Annotated in this window: 18 protein-coding genes; 12 read left to right on the forward strand and 6 right to left on the reverse strand. The window is 31.5% G+C overall.

Going from position 1 to position 16,412, the window contains the following annotated elements:
• Positions 1-47: 47 nt before the first annotated feature.
• The 6 genes from NAB20_RS06595 to NAB20_RS06620 all read right to left on the reverse strand — a co-directional run bounded on the left by NAB20_RS06595 (position 48) and on the right by NAB20_RS06620 (position 5,676).
• Positions 48-659, reverse strand: a complete 612-nt coding sequence (locus NAB20_RS06595; protein ID WP_105196716.1) for an IS630 family transposase — start codon at positions 657-659, stop codon at positions 48-50.
• A complete protein-coding gene (locus NAB20_RS06600) occupies positions 625-1,149 on the reverse strand; it encodes a transposase (RefSeq protein WP_375605126.1) in 525 nt (174 codons plus the stop codon). Before NAB20_RS06600 ends, NAB20_RS06595 begins: the two co-directional genes overlap by 35 nt.
• Positions 1,150-1,535: 386 nt before the next feature.
• Positions 1,536-2,399, reverse strand: coding sequence for an RNA polymerase sigma factor RpoD/SigA (locus NAB20_RS06605; RefSeq protein WP_014164868.1), 864 nt, complete (start codon positions 2,397-2,399; stop codon positions 1,536-1,538).
• A 126-nt stretch (positions 2,400-2,525) separates the two neighbouring features.
• Positions 2,526-4,694, reverse strand: a complete 2,169-nt coding sequence (locus NAB20_RS06610) for a polyribonucleotide nucleotidyltransferase (RefSeq protein ID WP_375605729.1) — start codon at positions 4,692-4,694, stop codon at positions 2,526-2,528.
• A 154-nt stretch (positions 4,695-4,848) separates the two neighbouring features.
• Complete coding sequence (gene rpsO, locus NAB20_RS06615; RefSeq protein WP_088390053.1) at positions 4,849-5,118, reverse strand: 30S ribosomal protein S15; 270 nt, start codon at positions 5,116-5,118, stop codon at positions 4,849-4,851.
• Between the two features lie 102 nt (positions 5,119-5,220).
• Positions 5,221-5,676 carry a GAF domain-containing protein gene (locus tag NAB20_RS06620; RefSeq protein ID WP_088390052.1) on the reverse strand — a complete coding sequence of 152 codons (456 nt, stop codon included), beginning with the start codon at positions 5,674-5,676 and terminating at the stop codon, positions 5,221-5,223.
• Positions 5,677-5,751: 75 nt separating this feature from the next.
• Between NAB20_RS06620 and xrtF the strand changes: the two genes are divergently transcribed.
• The 12 genes from xrtF to NAB20_RS06680 all read left to right on the forward strand — a co-directional run bounded on the left by xrtF (position 5,752) and on the right by NAB20_RS06680 (position 16,404).
• Positions 5,752-6,300 carry an exosortase family protein XrtF gene (gene xrtF / locus NAB20_RS06625; RefSeq protein ID WP_105195417.1) on the forward strand — a complete coding sequence of 183 codons (549 nt, stop codon included), beginning with the start codon at positions 5,752-5,754 and terminating at the stop codon, positions 6,298-6,300.
• Positions 6,275-6,727 carry an exosortase F system-associated protein gene (locus tag NAB20_RS06630; RefSeq protein WP_105195410.1) on the forward strand — a complete coding sequence of 151 codons (453 nt, stop codon included), beginning with the start codon at positions 6,275-6,277 and terminating at the stop codon, positions 6,725-6,727. Before xrtF ends, NAB20_RS06630 begins: the two co-directional genes overlap by 26 nt.
• Positions 6,728-6,772: 45 nt before the next feature.
• Entirely contained in the window at positions 6,773-7,177 is a 405-nt protein-coding gene (locus tag NAB20_RS06635; RefSeq protein WP_127823601.1) for a hypothetical protein, read from the forward strand.
• A 65-nt stretch (positions 7,178-7,242) separates the two neighbouring features.
• A complete protein-coding gene (locus NAB20_RS06640) occupies positions 7,243-9,240 on the forward strand; it encodes a TonB-dependent receptor plug domain-containing protein (protein ID WP_375605730.1) in 1,998 nt (665 codons plus the stop codon).
• Between the two features lie 56 nt (positions 9,241-9,296).
• Positions 9,297-9,635: a heavy-metal-associated domain-containing protein gene (locus NAB20_RS06645; protein WP_105195413.1), complete on the forward strand. Its 339-nt coding sequence runs from the start codon at positions 9,297-9,299 to the stop codon at positions 9,633-9,635.
• A gap of 703 nt (positions 9,636-10,338) precedes the next feature.
• Positions 10,339-11,217, forward strand: a complete 879-nt coding sequence (locus tag NAB20_RS06650) for a carbonic anhydrase family protein (protein WP_375605731.1) — start codon at positions 10,339-10,341, stop codon at positions 11,215-11,217.
• Positions 11,218-11,732: 515 nt separating this feature from the next.
• Positions 11,733-12,035 (forward strand): hypothetical protein, encoded by a 303-nt coding sequence (locus tag NAB20_RS06655; RefSeq protein ID WP_088390046.1) that lies wholly within the window; start codon positions 11,733-11,735, stop codon positions 12,033-12,035.
• Between the two features lie 63 nt (positions 12,036-12,098).
• Complete coding sequence (locus NAB20_RS06660) at positions 12,099-13,700, forward strand: SulP family inorganic anion transporter (RefSeq protein ID WP_105195280.1); 1,602 nt, start codon at positions 12,099-12,101, stop codon at positions 13,698-13,700.
• A gap of 6 nt (positions 13,701-13,706) precedes the next feature.
• Entirely contained in the window at positions 13,707-14,384 is a 678-nt protein-coding gene (locus NAB20_RS06665; protein WP_127823602.1) for a carbonic anhydrase family protein, read from the forward strand.
• A gap of 2 nt (positions 14,385-14,386) precedes the next feature.
• Positions 14,387-15,022, forward strand: coding sequence for a carbonate dehydratase (gene can / locus NAB20_RS06670; RefSeq protein WP_088390043.1), 636 nt, complete (start codon positions 14,387-14,389; stop codon positions 15,020-15,022).
• A gap of 89 nt (positions 15,023-15,111) precedes the next feature.
• Positions 15,112-15,789, forward strand: a complete 678-nt coding sequence (locus NAB20_RS06675; RefSeq protein WP_127823603.1) for a DedA family protein — start codon at positions 15,112-15,114, stop codon at positions 15,787-15,789.
• 36 nt (positions 15,790-15,825) lie between these two features.
• Positions 15,826-16,404 (forward strand): DUF559 domain-containing protein, encoded by a 579-nt coding sequence (locus NAB20_RS06680; RefSeq protein WP_375605732.1) that lies wholly within the window; start codon positions 15,826-15,828, stop codon positions 16,402-16,404.
• Positions 16,405-16,412 lie beyond the last annotated feature (8 nt).

The following is a 16,412-nucleotide window of genomic DNA, read 5'->3' on the forward strand; positions in this document are numbered from 1 at the left end:
TATATTTATTGATGATTTGAATCTTTGTAAGATTGTTTTTATACCGTTTAAACTTTGAAAACACTGTAAAAAGCATTCATGTAAAACGGATAGCCTGTTATTGATTTAATTGTTTTATCATCAGATATTTTAATCAATTCTTCCATTTTTTGGTTTAAGTCGTCTAAAGTATCATAAATTTTCATTGCAATTTTATCTTTCATCCATTGCCACATTTTCTCAGCAGGGTTAAGTTCTGGGCAATATGGTGGAATTGGCAAAAGAAATATATTGTCAGGAATTATCACATCCTTTGTGGAATGAAATGCGGCATTATCAATTATCATAATCTTTAACTCTGTTGGCTTGTGATTGCTGAAATCTTCCAGATATTTTACAAATAATTCTTTGCAAACACTTTGTGTTGTCATACAAAAACTCTCACCTGTTATGGGGGAAAAACTTCCCCAGAGCCAATTATAAAGATAGCTATGTTTATAAGTACCGATGGCTTTTATTCCTTTTGCGGTAATAACTCTTTTCTGTTTTGTAATCAAACCGAAACGACTTTCATCCTGAAAATAGAGGTTTACAGATTCAAAGTTATTTTTATTAAGAATAATTCTACACTCTTCAAATTTGTTTTCAAGGTTTTTTAAAAAACGCCTCTGCGTTTTCATCCTTTTTATAGTGGGATTTTCTTGCAACTTTCAATTTTGATTGATGCTTGCGTTTGCAATGAGCATATAAAGCACCATAATTAACCGATTCGTTAAGCTCTTTTTCGAGAATCTTCAACAATTCAACATACGATGTTATTGTTGTTTTTGGATCATTCAATTTCTGCTCAATAGCATTGGCCATTTTCTCAGATATTTTCTTTGTATTATTTCCTCCACTTCTAACACTTAACATTTCAGAAATACCGCTTTTCAGATACTCCTGTGCCCAACCTCGTACAGTCTTCTCGGTTCTCCCTAATTTTTTAGCAATGGAACTATAAAAAACATATTTTCCTTTCTTAATTAGAATCAAAGTCTTTATTCTGTCTTTTTTCAAAGATCCAGATGTCTTTACTAGTAATTTATCTAAAAAATCAACATCTTCTTTTATTGCTATTTGGATTTTCTTTGGCATGCCTAAAGGTAAGTAATATCCCAGTAAATTCAAAATTTAAATAGTATTATATTATCGAATAGACATGGAATAAAGGTGAAAGAATGTATAAGGATCTCATTTGTTTGTTACTCCTACGGAAGGAGAAGTTTCATAATCTGGATCAAGTACAATAGTTTTTTTGAAAAAGTATCCCTATTTTTTCTAAGATTTTCCGTGAGTATTTGAATTATTATTGTTTTTTGTTTCACTAGAAAGTCTAATACGGAATATGGGGTAAAAACGAGCGAAAGTGAAGAGAAAATAAAACTCCGGTAATCAGCCGGAGTTTCAATCATCAATCAAAAAACGAACAGTCTTAGACTGTTGTTACGGTAATATAAATGTTTAATTATAAACTTAAAAAGTGTAAAGTTAACATTTTTTTATAAAAAAATAGCTTATCCGAGATATGTTTTTAGGATTTTACTTCTAGAAGTATGCTTTAATCTTCTAATGGCTTTTTCCTTAATTTGACGAACACGTTCGCGAGTTAAATCAAAAGTTTCGCCAATTTCTTCTAAAGTCATAGGGTGTTGATCGCCTAATCCGAAGTATAAACGAACGACATCGGCTTCACGAGGAGTTAATGTTTCTAATGAGCGTTCGATTTCGGTTCGTAATGATTCATGAATCAGTTCTCTATCTGGATTAGGTGATTCTCCGGAGCGTAGTACGTCATATAAATTAGAATCTTCACCTTCTACTAAAGGAGCATCCATAGATAGATGGCGACCTGAGTTTTTCATTGATTCTTTTACGTCGTTTACGGTCATATCCAATTCAGCTGCTATTTCTTCAGCGGATGGAGCGCGCTCGTTAGATTGCTCTAATAAAGCGTACATTTTATTGATTTTATTGATAGAACCAATTTTGTTTAGAGGCAAACGTACAATACGCGATTGTTCTGCTAAAGCTTGTAGGATAGATTGGCGAATCCACCATACAGCGTATGAAATAAATTTAAAACCACGTGTTTCGTCAAAGCGTTGGGCTGCTTTAATTAAACCTAAATTTCCCTCGTTAATTAAATCGGGTAGGGTTAATCCTTGATTTTGATATTGTTTTGCTACGGATACTACGAAACGTAAGTTCGCTTTTGTTAATTTTTCTAAGGCTCTTTGATCGCCAGCCTTGATGCGTTGAGCTAATTCTACTTCTTCATCTGCAGTAATTAAATCTACTTTGCCAATTTCTTGTAGGTATTTGTCTAGGGAAGCAGTTTCACGGTTAGTTACCTGCTTAGTAATTTTGAGCTGTCTCATTTAAAAATCTCCTTGCTTTTTAAAAGTTCTAATGGTTATACGTAAAGAAGGGGTGAAAAGTTACAGAAAAAATAAAAAACCTCGAAAAAAAATCGAGGTTTCATCTATTTGAATTAATAAAATTAATTAACCTTGTGGGTTTGTTTTTTTATCTTCTTTTTTTTCTTCGCGAGGAGGGCGAGGAAGTAATTGTTTTCTTGAAACTTTTTCTTTTTTGTTTTTAGGGTCAATACCTAAATATTTAATCATAAATACATCGCCTAAATTTATTACATCGCTAGGTTTTTCGGTGCGTTCCCAAGCTAATTCTGATACATGGAGTAAAACTTCGTTTCCAGGGGCTTTAGTGTATTCTACAACAGCACCAAAATCTAACATTTTGGTTACTTTTACCTCGTAAGCTTCGCCTAATTGTGGTTTGAATACCATAGCTTCAATTTTAGCTAACACAGCCTCTATTCCTTTTTGATTAGTGCCTAGAATTTCAACAATGCCTTTGTCTCCTTCCTCTGTTAGTACAATGGTGGTTTCGGTGACTTTTTGTAGTTCTTGAATGTTTTTACCGCCTGGACCAATAAATGCTCCAATCATACTAGCAGGTATTGAGCTCATGATGATTTTAGGAGCTTTAGGTTTAACGCTAGTTCTTGGTTCTGATATTGTTTCAATGATTTTGTTTAAGATGTGCATACGGCCATCACGGGCTTGTGCTAATGCTTGTTCCATAATGTCATAGCGTAATCCTTCTATTTTAATGTCCATTTGGCAAGCTGTAATACCGTCGGCTGTACCTGTTACTTTAAAATCCATGTCGCCTAAGTGATCTTCATCACCTAAAATGTCTGATAGGACAGCAAATTTTTCTCCATCTGTAATTAATCCCATAGCAATGCCAGAAACGGGTTTTACCATTTGTACACCAGCGTCCATTAGTGCTAATGTTCCTGAGCATACGGTTGCCATAGAGGAAGAACCATTTGATTCTAAGACTTCTGATACAACACGGATCGTGTAAGGGCAATCAGAAGGGATCATGTTTTTAAGGGCGCGTTGAGCTAGGTTTCCGTGTCCTATTTCACGACGTGAAGTGCCTCTTAAAGGTTTGGCTTCGCCGGTTGAGAAAGGAGGGAAGTTATAGTGTAAGTAAAAACGTTCTTCTCCTTGTTCTGAAGGTAAGTCGATAATGTTTGCTTCTCTAGAGGTGCCTAATGTTACGGTAGCTAGAGCTTGTGTTTCTCCTCGTGTAAAAATAGCAGAACCATGAGCAGATGGTAAATAATCGATTTCGGACCAAATAGGACGGATTTCGGTTGTCTTACGGCCGTCTAAACGGATTCCTTGTTCAAGGATTACATTACGAACGGCTGCCTTTTGTGTTTTGTATATGTATCGGCTTACTAACTCTTTTAAATCTTCATTTTCGGCATACTCTTCATCAGAGTATAAAGCTTTTATTTCTTCTGCAATAGCGGCAAATTTTTCACCTCTTTCTTGTTTGGCAGATGCTTCTTGGGCTACTGCGTAAAATTGGTTGTAAGAAGCTTCTTTTACTTTGTTGTATACGGCTTCGTCATTTTTTTCAGGTTCGTATTCACGATATGTTAAGGTGCCAATAGCTGCACGTAACTTTTCTTGTGCTTCAATTTGAACTTTTATAGCTTCGTGAGCAAATTTTATAGCTTCTATCATTTCAGCTTCTGAAATTTCTTTCATTTCGCCTTCTACCATACAAACAGAGTCTTTGGAAGCACCAATCATCATATCGATATCGGAACTTTCAAGTTGTGTCTTGTTAGGATTGATAATTAGTTTACCATCTATTCGTCCTACACGTACTTCTGAAATAAAGTTATAAAAAGGGATATCTGAAACAGCTAATGATGCTGAAGCGGCTAAGCCTGTTAGGGCATCTGGCATAACATTTTCATCATGAGACATTAATTGAATCATGATTTGAGTTTCAGCATGATAATCGTCAGGGAATAAAGGACGTAAAACACGATCAACTAAGCGCATTGTTAATACTTCACTATCACTAGGGCGTGCTTCTCTCTTGAAGAAACCTCCAGGGAAACGGCCTGCTGCTGCAAATTTTTCACGATAATCTACTGTTAGCGGTAAAAAATCTACACCTGGGTTAGCTGTTCTAGCAGAAACAGCCGTTGCTAAAAGCATAGCATCGCCCATTCGCACAACTACAGACCCATCGGCTTGTTTGGCTAATTTCCCTGTTTCGATTGTGATGGTTCTTCCATCTCCTAAATCGATAACTTCTTGAAATACTTTTGGGATCATAAAATCTTTTTTTGTAAAATTAAACAATGGGTTCTAGTTGTGTTGTTGTTGTTGTGTTGTTGTGTAGTTGTTTGAAACCCAATGAAAAACCAAACTTTTGTTGTAAAATATTTAAAAATAAAAAGAGGCGCGCGAGCACCTCTTTTTATCTGGATTATTTTCTGATGTTCAATTCTTTGATAATCGCACGATATCTGTTGATATCCTTGTTTTTTAGATAGTCAAGAAGAGATCTTCTTTTTCCTACTAACTTTACTAACGAGCGCTCAGTGTTGTAATCATGACGATTTCTTTTTAAGTGCTCTGTTAAGTGATTAATTCTGAAAGTAAATAAAGCTACTTGTCCTTCTGCTGAACCTGTGTTTTCAGCTTTTCCTCCGTGTTGAGTGAAGATTTCAACTTTTTTTTCTTTTGATAAATACATGCTAATATTATTTAAATGATTATTATGTAGATTGAGATTTTCCCAATACGGGCACAAAGGTAAAAATAATTATGAATTATAAATTATGAATTATAAATTATTTTAAAAAAGTTTCGCAACTTCTGAATTAACAAACTCTAAAAAATGCTCATCTGCTTCCGTAAAAGGATCTAGGACATGACTATCAATATCTATTTGTCCAATATTTACACCGTTTACAAATAAAGGAACTACAATTTCAGATTTTACAGTAAAGCTACAAGCTATATAATTGTCCTGTGCTTGTACATCTGGAACTACAAAATTAGTATTTGATTCTGCCACTTGTCCGCAGATGCCTTTTCCAAAGGGAATAACAGTATGGTCCGTTTCTGCACCTACATACGGGCCTAAATGTAAAGTACGTGTTTCATGATTGGCAAAATAAAAGCCAACCCAATTATAATAGGAAATAGTGTCTTGTAATAACTGACAAATACGGGTTAATTTTTTATCTCTAGAGGATGAACTGTCATTTATAATAGATATAATTTGAGGTTTTAGATTTTCGAATTGCATGATCTTTTAGAATTTTTTACAAATGTAAAATACTTGTTTTTTTTAAATTATATAAATTTGTTAAAAAATAATTTTTTGAAGACACTTTTAAAACACTACCGCCCCTTTTTCCTTTTTTTAGGAAAGTTTTTTTTGTCTTATTTAGTACTTACAGTACTTTACAGATTGTATTTGTCTGGTTTTGTGAATCAAGTCGATGGATTTACTGAAAATGTATCGTATGCAACGGAAAAAATTCTGGTTTATTTAGGTCTAAAGGTTAATCTTGTAGAAGATGCTCTGAATGAACAATATCAGTTGTATGTAAACAAGCAATACCTAGCTCGTATAATTGAAGGCTGTAATTCAATAAGTATTATTATTCTATTTAATGCTTTTGTAATAGCCTTTTCAACTAATTTTAATCAAACATTCGGTTTTGCGCTGTTAGGAAGTTTGTTTATATATGTTTTGAATATTTTACGAATTGTATTACTTGTTGTTTTATATAATCTTTATCCGCAATACGGACATTTTTTACATGGGATTTTATTTCCTGTCATTATTTATGGTATAGTGTTCGTACTTTGGTTATATTGGGTGAAAAAATATTCGGAATATGTTTCAAAAATTACTAAAAAATAAAGATAGGTTTGTAATAGGTGTTTTATCTATTACAGGTTTAATACTTGTAAGGAATTATGAATCTGATTGGTTTTATGATCCATTTATTGAATATTTTAAAGGAGAATTTCAACAGCAGCTATATCCAGATTATAACTTGGTTAAGTTGTTGTTTAATTGGTTGTTACGTTATTTTTTGAATACATTCTTAAGTCTAATCTTTTTATTTGTATTATTTAGAGAAATTGGAATGATTAAAATAGCTATTATTCTTTATTTATTCTTTTTGTTTTTTTTAATTCTTTTTATTTTTTTTGTTTTACAGTTTTTTGATGAAAGTTATAGGATGACGTTGTTTTATATTCGTCGATTTTTAATTCAACCTTTATTTTTAATTTTATTTATCCCCGCTTTTTATTGCCAAAAAGAAAATACAAAATTCAATTGATTCTTTAGGATTGAACTCGAAAAAAAATAAATTATCTTTGTAAAGATGAAATTTCGCAATTTTATACATATTACTTTGGCATTGCTTGTGTTGGTTTCGAATACAGGATTGGCAATTAATGTACACTATTGCGGAGAGGTAATAGCCGCTATTTCTGTTGAGAGCCTTAAAAAAAATAATTCTTCGGGCTGTTGTGGAGATAAAAAAGAAGTAGAAGATTCTTGTTGTAAAGACAAAAAAGTAGAAATTAAGGAGAGTACTTCTGAAAAAATTTTAATAAAATCAATTCAGTTTGAATCACCTGTTTTTATAACAAAAGAAAGATTTGAGCTCGTATTTAATGAACGTATAGTGAATGAGGTTATGGTAAATAATTTACCTGCTTATCACTGTAATACCCATGCACCACCATTTTACAAATTATATTCTCGATTGTTATTTTACGCTTAAATTAATTAGTCACATTTGGTTTAGAGGGTTTTTCCTAAAAGAATGTTTTACTAATTAATTAAAAAATGAAAACTACTTATACGTATATATTAATGCTCATTAGCGCTTTGCTATTTGGGCAAAAGGTGGATAGTTTAAAAACGATAACAGTCCAATCTAAGCGTGATAAATTAGAAAAATCGTTGTTAAAGACAACTAATACAACTGTTTTATCTAGTAAAGAATTACTAAAAGCAGCTTGTTGTAATCTGGCTGAAAGTTTTGAAACAAATCCTACTATTGATGTTTATTATTCAGATGCGTTAACGGGTACTAAACAAATAAAAATGTTAGGTTTGACATCTCCATATTTGTTAATCACCGAAGAAAATATACCATCAGTTCGAGGCGCTTCACAAGTGTATGGAATGTCTTTTACGCCAGGGACTTGGATAGAAAGTATTCAAATTACGAAAGGAGCCGGAAGTGTGGTTAATGGTTACGAAAGTATTTCAGGTCAGATAAATACGGAATTGTTAAAACCTATAAAAGAAATACCGTTTTATTTGAATTTGTATGGTGCTACTGATTCTCGTTTTGAATTTAATGCGCATCTTACAGAAAAAAAAGGGACTAAATGGGCTACGACTTTATTAATGCACGGTAATATGCGTGTGTCCAAAATGGATATGAACAATGATGGTTTTTTAGATAATCCGTTGGGGAATCAAGTAAATATAATGAATCGTTGGCAATATGCTAATCCCGAAACAGGTTGGGTGAGTTTTTTGAATTTTCGTTATATGAAAGATGAAAAACAATCTGGACAATTAATTTTTAACCCCATAAAAGACAGATTAACAGAAAATGCTTGGGGGACTGAAATTAAAACAGATCGTATCGATTTTTCGTCTAAAATAGGATACGTTTGGAAAGAAGCTCCTTACCAGAGTGTTGGTTTCCAGAGCGCATTGACTATACATAATCAAAATTCATATTTTGGATTACGGACTTATGATATTAAGCAAAAGAGTTTTTATTCTAATCTAATCTTTAATTCGATTATTCATAATACTAAGAATAAGTTTGCTACAGGGTTAAATTTTACTTTAGATGATTATAATGAATTTGTTTTAAAACAAGATCTAAGCAGAAAGGATAATTCTATAGGAGCATTTTTTGAATATACTTACGATAATATGGATGATTTTAGTATTATCATAGGAGGACGTGCAGATCATCATAGTCGTTTAGGTTTTTTTGTAACTCCTCGTATTCATACTCGTTATAATCCCTGGAAAAATGCAGTTCTTAGAGCTTCCGTAGGAAAAGGGAAACGTGTTGCAAATATTTTTGCAGAAAATCAAGTTCTTTTTGCTAGTAATAGGAAAATTAATATTTTGAATAATTCAGGTAATGTTTATGGTTTAGATCCAGAAATAGCTTGGAATTATGGTATCGGTTTTTTGCAAAAATTTAAACTTTTAGGAATGGATGCGGATGCTTCAATAGATTTTTATCGGACTGATTTCAAAAATCAAGTAGTGGTAGACGTTTTAGAATCGTATCAAGATGTTAATTTTTATAACCTAAAAGGAAACTCATTTGCTAACAGTTTTCAATTAGAGTTTACTATTGAAATTCTTAAAAGCCTGAATTTGCGTTCCGCTTATAAGTTTTATGATATTAAAACGGAATATTATACAGGACAATACCAACGACCTTTGCAAGCAAGACATCGTTTCTTTTCTAATATAGAATATACAATCAATAGAAAAGAAAGAGGCAAACAATGGCGTTTTGATTTTACTTTAAATTGGACTGGTAAACAACAATTACCCAATACAAATTTACAATTACCGCTATTTTCGCCTGATTTTGTTGTGATGAATACACAGGTAACACATGTTTTTTCTACGCTATTCGAAGTGTATACAGGGATTGAAAATTTAGGAAATTATAAACAAAAAAAAGCTATCGTAGGTTCTGAAAATCCGTTTGGGATAAATTTTGACACATCTGTAGTATATGCTCCTGTTTTTGGGCAAATGGCTTATGCTGGTTTGCGTTTTAAAGTGAAATAATAATCAAATAAAAGTAGCTTGGGTTAGATAATAAGATCTAAAATAAATAGAAAGATATGAAAAAGATAATTTTAATTTTAACATTATTGATTGGATTTTTAACTTTTGGTCAAGACAAAAAAAATAAAAATGCAAAGTACAATATAGAAGTAAATGGTAATTGTGAAATGTGTAAAAAACGAATTGAAAAAGCCGCTTTTTCAGTTTCCGGAGTCAAAATGGCGCAATATAACATTGAAGAAAAAATGTTGCATTTAGTTATAAATGAAGAAAAAACGACTTTGCTAGATATAGAAAGAGCCATAGGGAAAATAGGGCATGATACTAAAAATGTAAAAGCAAATAAAGAAGATTATGAGAAACTTCATGGTTGTTGCCAGTATGAACGTAATTAAATAATATTGTTAACTACTAAATAGAAAATGTCTTTAAAAACTATTGGAATATAATTTTTTTCTGAAATAATAATGCGTTACAAAGGTCACTTTTGGGATAAGAAAGGATTAGTAGTGTATAATCTTGTTTATTAAGTTTAGAATGTTGTTTCATTAGACAGGATAGGATAATTATAAATATAGTCAGAAAAATAAGGTGTTTAATAAAAGCGGTGCTTATTTAATTTTAAAAAATAAAAATCATTAATTAAGCGAAGATAAGTTTTAAACTGTATTGGTTGCTTTTGTATAATTAAGTTTACTGTTGTGTATTTATTTTTAATTTTTTTTGTTAAAATTTGTTTAAAAAAACATAAAATATCTTTTTTATTTGCAAATAGTTTTATTTTTACGTTTTTGTTTTAATGAAAATTAAATTCGTTTCTGTCTCTAATAAATAGTTAAAGCGTAATTTGGGTAAAAAGTTACGCTCTTGTTTTGCAGGTAATTAGTAAAGCTAAAAAATGATTTTAAATTTTGGATTAAAAGTGAAATAAAGATATTTTATAGTACGATATGTACTATAAAACAAATAGCCTTAAGTCTAAATGCTATTTGAAATCATTAGCTAAGAAAGAATAAAGATTAAGGGCTCGTGTTAAAAATATTAAAGTACTAAAATGAATAAATTAAACAACTACATAAAAACTAAAATTATATTAAAATGAAAACAAAAAAGTTTTATTTATCACATTTTGAAAAGTCTGTTCGAAAATTAAGTATGTCATCTATTATGGCTATTTCTTTATCAGCACTATTCATTTCATGTAGTGTTGATAAAGATGATCATATTATTGATTCAGATAAAGAAGGAGGTACTTCAACCAGTTTAACTCGATTTCCTTCGGATTTGATTAGTACACCCATTTTTACTTCTAATTTCCCTCCATTTGTAATAGCTGCTCAAACACCTATTGATATTCCAACTTCAAATTTAACTTCAGTTAATAAAAATGATTTGGAGATTCATTATGGAAAAATGCTCTTAAGTAATGTTACAAATAATGGTAATGAAGAGTTAAAAATTAATCTGAACAATACAGATACAGATAATAATTATATTACAATTAGTAAGAAAAAATACAATTTAGTAAATATCCACTTTCATTACAATAGTGAACATAAGATTGATGGAGTATATAGTAAAATGGAAATTCACCTTGTAAACAAATCAGTAGATAACTCTTATGCTGTTTTAGGTGTTTTAGTTGAATTAGGATCTGCCAATTCAACCATTCAAAAATTATTTGAAAACTCTCCTAAAGAAGCAGGTCAAGTAAATATGCCTAATATTACACTGTCTATTGCTGAAATACTACCAGAAGACATGAGTAAAATATATTCCTATACAGGATCTCTTACAACACCAAATTTTGGAACAAATTCCAATATGACAAATGGAGGGCCAGTTACTTGGTTTGTATTTAAATCCAAACAAGAAATCTCTTCTACTCAATTTAATTTTTACAAATCCATTTATAAACACCCTAACTTTAGAAATATTCAGCCATTAAATAATAGAAGAGTGTATATTGTAAAATAAAAAAGTTAAACGATCTACAAAGGAGATGTTCCTAGTGTAGAGTATACTTAATAAGATCTAAAAAATATTTAAAACAGATATTGAGTTAAATACTTGATATCTGTTTTTTGTTTTATTCCTACATCTATAAAGCGAATAGAATAGGACCTTTAAGCTCAGATTATACAGTAGAAATTTATTACAAATAAAAGAACTTTGAATATAAAAAGTACACTTTTTACCCTCAATCAAATTATCTTAAAAGGTTCCAATTTTATCATTTATACTAAAGGAGAGATCGTAGAATATTGATAATGCAACTTTTTCCTTTGGCGAAGTAACAAAGGCTTCTTCGAATTATGGCTTTTGCCCTACATCAGCAAAAAAATCTGTGTATTTTTATTTTAGTAACTTTTCCTCTTCACCACGAAATCTAATGCTGAATCTGAGTTTAAAGGAAATCAATGGAATGGATGATGTGTTAAAAAAAACACATCATTATTTGTAATCAAATATTAAAAGCTTAACTTCGTTCGATGAAGTTTTTAACAAGCATATTATTATTGTCTTTTCTTTCTTTTCAATTCATGCCAAGTATCATAGTTTTGATAAATGATGAAAAAGAGAGCAAAGTTTCGTGGTTACTGCTTGAAGAAGATACAGAAGATTCTAAGGAAACAAAAGATTTTAAAGAATACAAAGCAGAATTTATTTTTGATTTTCCTATTAACGAATTAATATTTCTACCCAAAAAAGAAAATAGAAACAATCATATTTATGTGCTAAAAGATTATTTAGTACACTTATTACTTCGTGATATGCCTCCTAAAATAGTTTAAAACATATAAAGTAAGCAAGCACAAAAGAGGCTTGTATTTTTATGGATTTAAATTAAATATGGGATGACAAAAAAAGTAAATATTTTTGGAAACCTTGGTTCTGATTTACCCGCAGGACTAGTGGTTTTCTTAGTGGCTTTACCTTTGTGTTTAGGTATTGCATTGGCTTCAGGAGCTCCTCTTTTTGCAGGAATTATTTCAGGAGTAGTAGGAGGTATAGTAGTAGGATACCTTAGTAAGTCACATTTGTCCGTTTCTGGACCTGCGGCTGGACTCACCGCAATTGTTTTAACTGCAATTTCAGATTTAGGAGGCTTTAATGTCTTTTTATTAGCTGTTTTTATAGCAGGCATTATTCAAATAATTTTAGGATTTCTAAAAGCAGGAGCTATATCTAATTATTTTCCTAATAATGTAATTGAAGGAATGTTAGCCGGTATAGGAGTTATTATATTTTTAAAACAATTACCTCATGCTTTTGGTTATGATAAGGATTACGAAGGCGATTTAGCTTTTTTGCAACCCGATGGAGAAAATACCTTTTCAGAACTGTTTTCGGTTGTAGGAAATATACATTTGGGAGCTACTCTAATTACCATTATATCTTTATCTATTTTAGTTTTATGGCCTAAGATACCTATTTTGAAAGATTTGAAACTAGTTCCGTCAGCCTTAGTTGCCGTGGTAATAGGTATTATCCTAAATCAAGTTTTTGTAGGACTGGGTTCTTCTCTAGCTGTTTTAGATGGTCATTTAGTAAAATTACCTGTTCCAAAATCATTTGTAGCGTTTCAAGAGAGTTTTACAATGCCTGATTTTTCACAAATTTCAAATCAAAAAGTCTGGATTGTGGGTGTTACAATCGCGGTGGTTGCTTCTATAGAGACTTTATTATGTATTGAGGCAGCAGATAGAATGGATAAACATAAAAGATATACAGATACTAACAATGAATTAAAAGCGCAAGGAATTGGTAATTTAGTAAGTGCTCTTTTGGGAGGTTTGCCTATGACATCTGTTGTAGTTCGTACTACAGCGAATGCTAATGCAGGTAGTGAAACGAAAATGGCTGCTATTTTTCATGGTGTTTTGTTAATTTTTTGTGCAGTAGCTATACCTTCTATCTTGAATAAAATACCATTAGCTACTTTAGCGGCCGTTTTACTATTAGTAGGATATAAATTGGCTAATCCTAAAATAATCAAACATTTTTATGAACGAGGTAAATATCAGTTCATTCCTTTTATTGCAACTATGATTGGAGTGGTATTTACGGATTTACTAAAAGGAGTAGCATTGGGTTTAATAATAAGCGTGATTTTTATCTTAAAAGGAAATATACAACGTGCTTATAATTTTAGAAAAGAAAATTATAAAGAAGGAGATTGTATTCATATAGACTTAGCTCAGGAAGTTTCTTTTTTAAATAAAGCCGCTATTAAATTAACATTGTCCTCTATTCCTGGAAACTCATCTGTCGTTATTAATGCGTCAGATACAGTGTATATAGCACATGATGTTCTGGATTTAATAAAAGAATTTAAAAAAATTAGAGCCAAAGAAGAAAATATTAATGTAAAACTAATAGGCTTTAAAGAAGCGTATGAGTTAGAAAATACAGGAGAAGAAGAAAAACATATTTATGTAGAACACACAACTAAATGAAACATAATGAGAACTCTAAATAAAGAATTACAGTCACAAATAAGTCCAAAGAATGCTCTGGAAATATTGAAAGAAGGAAACGAACGATTTGTAAATAACCTGAAAATTCATAGAGATTTGTTAGAACAGGTTAATGATACACGAGACGGACAATGGCCTTTTGCAACCATTTTGAGTTGTATAGATAGTCGTACTTCGGCAGAATTAATTTTTGATCAAGGATTAGGCGATGTTTTTTCAGTAAGAATTGCAGGTAATGTAATCAATACAGATATTTTAGGAAGTATGGAATTTGCTTGTAAAGTAGCAGGTTCTAAACTAATAGTAGTACTAGGACATACTAAATGTGGCGCCGTAAAAGGAGCTTGTGATCACATAGAAATGGGAAATCTAACAGAATTACTCTCAAAATTACAACCAGCAGTATATGAAGAACAAATGACAAAAGACAATAGAACCTCTAGTAATAGCCACTTTGTAGAAAATGTAGCACAAATAAATGTAAAGAGAACGGTAAAATCAATCTTACAAAGAAGTTATATTTTAGAACAGATGGTTGAAAATGGAATGATAGGAATTGTAGGGGGAATGTACAATATAGAAACAGGGTTAGTTGAATTTTATGAAGATTGTACATTTATAAAATCAGATATTAACTTTAATCTAAAAGAATTAATTAAGTAAAAATGGGAGATTTCTATAAAAAACTACTCGACAATAATAAAAAATGGGTCGAGGAAAAATTGAACCAAGACCCTAACTTTTTTAAAGATTTGGCGCAAGGTCAAAATCCACCTTTGTTGTGGATAGGCTGTTCCGATAGTCGTGTGCCAGCTAATGAAATTACAGGGACTAAAGCTGGAGAAGTATTTGTGCATCGAAATATTGCCAATATGGTGGTGCATACTGATATGAATATGTTAAGTGTGTTAGATTATGCAGTGAATGTGCTGAAAGTAAAACACATCATTGTTTGTGGTCATTACGGCTGTGGTGGCGTAAAAGCCGCGATGGGTAATGGCTCCTATGGGGTTATCGACAATTGGATTCGTCATATTAAAGATATTTACCGTTTTAATAAAGAACGATTGAATACGATAACCAATGAAGAAGAGCGATTGAATACGTTTGTCGAACTGAATGTAAAAGAACAAGTGTTAAACTTAGCCAAGACCTCTATCGTGCAATCCGCATGGAAAAACGGACAAGAATTATTCTTACACGGTTGGGTATATGGTTTAAACTCTGGTTATGTAACTGATTTAGAAGTAAATTTCTCTTGTAATTCTGATTTACATGAAATGTATCAATTGGATATTTAAATTTTAAGAATAAATTAAATTAATTTATAAAAGGCGATTGTACCAAAATGAGTACCTTCGCCTTTTTGTTAAAAATAAAATCAGTATTGATGAAAGATTTTAATTGGTTGCAATTATTAAACCCAGAGTTTTATATCTTATTAGAATTCGGTGGAATCAAAATTGGATTAATTGTAGTATTGTTTATCGTTTTTGCCGAAACAGGTTTGTTAGCAGGCTTTTTCTTGCCAGGAGACAGTTTGTTGTTTTTGGCAGGTATTTATAGCGAAACCTTGATGAGTCAAATTTCGTTAGGAAATGATTTTTTAAACGTTACTGTTTTTGCCAGCTTAGTTGGAATGATGGGCGTTTTAGGGAATATGACAGGCTATTGGTTTGGCGCCAAAAGCGGGAATTACCTTTACAATCAAAAAGACACTTTCTTTTTTAAGAAAAAATATTTGTACCAAGCCAAAGAGTTTTTCGACAAATACGGAAATCGCGCCATTGTATTTGCGCGTTTTCTACCTATCGTACGTACGTTTGCACCCGTAGTAGCGGGTATTGTAGAAATGGATAAAAAGAAATTCATGTTTTACAATATAGTAGGTTCCTTCCTATGGGCATTTTCCATGATTTTTGCAGGACATTATTTACACGCGCTGTTCTTAGATAGCTTCGGAATCGACCTGAAACATTACATTGAGTTTATCGTAATTGGTATCGTTGGTTTTACCACTGTGCCTGTGTTGTGGAAAATTTTGAAGAAAAAGGCGCATATTGAGTAGGTAATTGCTTTTGTGTAAAAAAGAACCCCTTGTATTATGTCAGAAATCAAATTTGTTTTTTTACGCGAAACGAGTGAAAAAGCAAAACGAGCAGGCATTGACCCTGCAACAAATCTTCACAGAACGGGATTAGATGAATATTTAGCGGTTATTTTTCCAAAAACGAATGATTGGATTCATGATAAGGCTTTAGGAGAAATTAATGGGATAAAGTATAAGATGCGTCCAGATTATAGAAGTGAATCTCTAAAGCTAATTGTTGAGTTTGACGGGTTGCAACATTATAACAATCCAGATGTTGTTGAGAAAGATTTGAAAAATACTGAACTATATAAAAAACATGGTTACACAGTTGTCAGAATTCCTTATTTCATCCAATTAACGAATAAAGCTGTAAAAACTTTATTTGGGGTTGATGTAGATGTAGCGCTTTTTGATGAATCCATTCCTTCATTGAGCCCTTTAGGACGAAATACACCTGCATATTTATGTCCTGCTGGTGTAATACGAATGAAAGAAGAGTTTAAGAAATTTCCTGAGCAATATAAAGTTAATTTAGATGCGCTTGCAAGATTCAATGACCCATTCAAAACTGGTATAGAATTCATTTTGTAAAATGATGT

This window comes from Flavobacterium davisii, assembly GCF_042182265.1.
In the GTDB taxonomy this organism is placed as follows: domain Bacteria; phylum Bacteroidota; class Bacteroidia; order Flavobacteriales; family Flavobacteriaceae; genus Flavobacterium; species Flavobacterium davisii.

Coding starts and splice junctions, on each gene's coding strand:
- NAB20_RS06645 (WP_105195413.1), top strand. CDS start 9,297: ATGAAAAAGATAATTTTAATTTTAACATTATTGATTGGATTTTTAACT.
- NAB20_RS06650 (WP_375605731.1), top strand. CDS start 10,339: ATGAAAACAAAAAAGTTTTATTTATCACATTTTGAAAAGTCTGTTCGA.
- NAB20_RS06620 (WP_088390052.1), bottom strand. CDS start 5,676: ATGCAATTCGAAAATCTAAAACCTCAAATTATATCTATTATAAATGAC.
- NAB20_RS06680 (WP_375605732.1), top strand. CDS start 15,826: ATGTCAGAAATCAAATTTGTTTTTTTACGCGAAACGAGTGAAAAAGCA.
- NAB20_RS06665 (WP_127823602.1), top strand. CDS start 13,707: ATGAGAACTCTAAATAAAGAATTACAGTCACAAATAAGTCCAAAGAAT.
- NAB20_RS06610 (WP_375605729.1), bottom strand. CDS start 4,694: ATGATCCCAAAAGTATTTCAAGAAGTTATCGATTTAGGAGATGGAAGA.
- rpsO (WP_088390053.1), bottom strand. CDS start 5,118: ATGTATTTATCAAAAGAAAAAAAAGTTGAAATCTTCACTCAACACGGA.
- NAB20_RS06655 (WP_088390046.1), top strand. CDS start 11,733: ATGAAGTTTTTAACAAGCATATTATTATTGTCTTTTCTTTCTTTTCAA.
- NAB20_RS06605 (WP_014164868.1), bottom strand. CDS start 2,399: ATGAGACAGCTCAAAATTACTAAGCAGGTAACTAACCGTGAAACTGCT.
- NAB20_RS06640 (WP_375605730.1), top strand. CDS start 7,243: ATGAAAACTACTTATACGTATATATTAATGCTCATTAGCGCTTTGCTA.
- NAB20_RS06595 (WP_105196716.1), bottom strand. CDS start 659: ATGAAAACGCAGAGGCGTTTTTTAAAAAACCTTGAAAACAAATTTGAA.
- NAB20_RS06675 (WP_127823603.1), top strand. CDS start 15,112: ATGAAAGATTTTAATTGGTTGCAATTATTAAACCCAGAGTTTTATATC.
- NAB20_RS06630 (WP_105195410.1), top strand. CDS start 6,275: ATGTTTCAAAAATTACTAAAAAATAAAGATAGGTTTGTAATAGGTGTT.
- can (WP_088390043.1), top strand. CDS start 14,387: ATGGGAGATTTCTATAAAAAACTACTCGACAATAATAAAAAATGGGTC.
- NAB20_RS06660 (WP_105195280.1), top strand. CDS start 12,099: ATGACAAAAAAAGTAAATATTTTTGGAAACCTTGGTTCTGATTTACCC.
- NAB20_RS06635 (WP_127823601.1), top strand. CDS start 6,773: ATGAAATTTCGCAATTTTATACATATTACTTTGGCATTGCTTGTGTTG.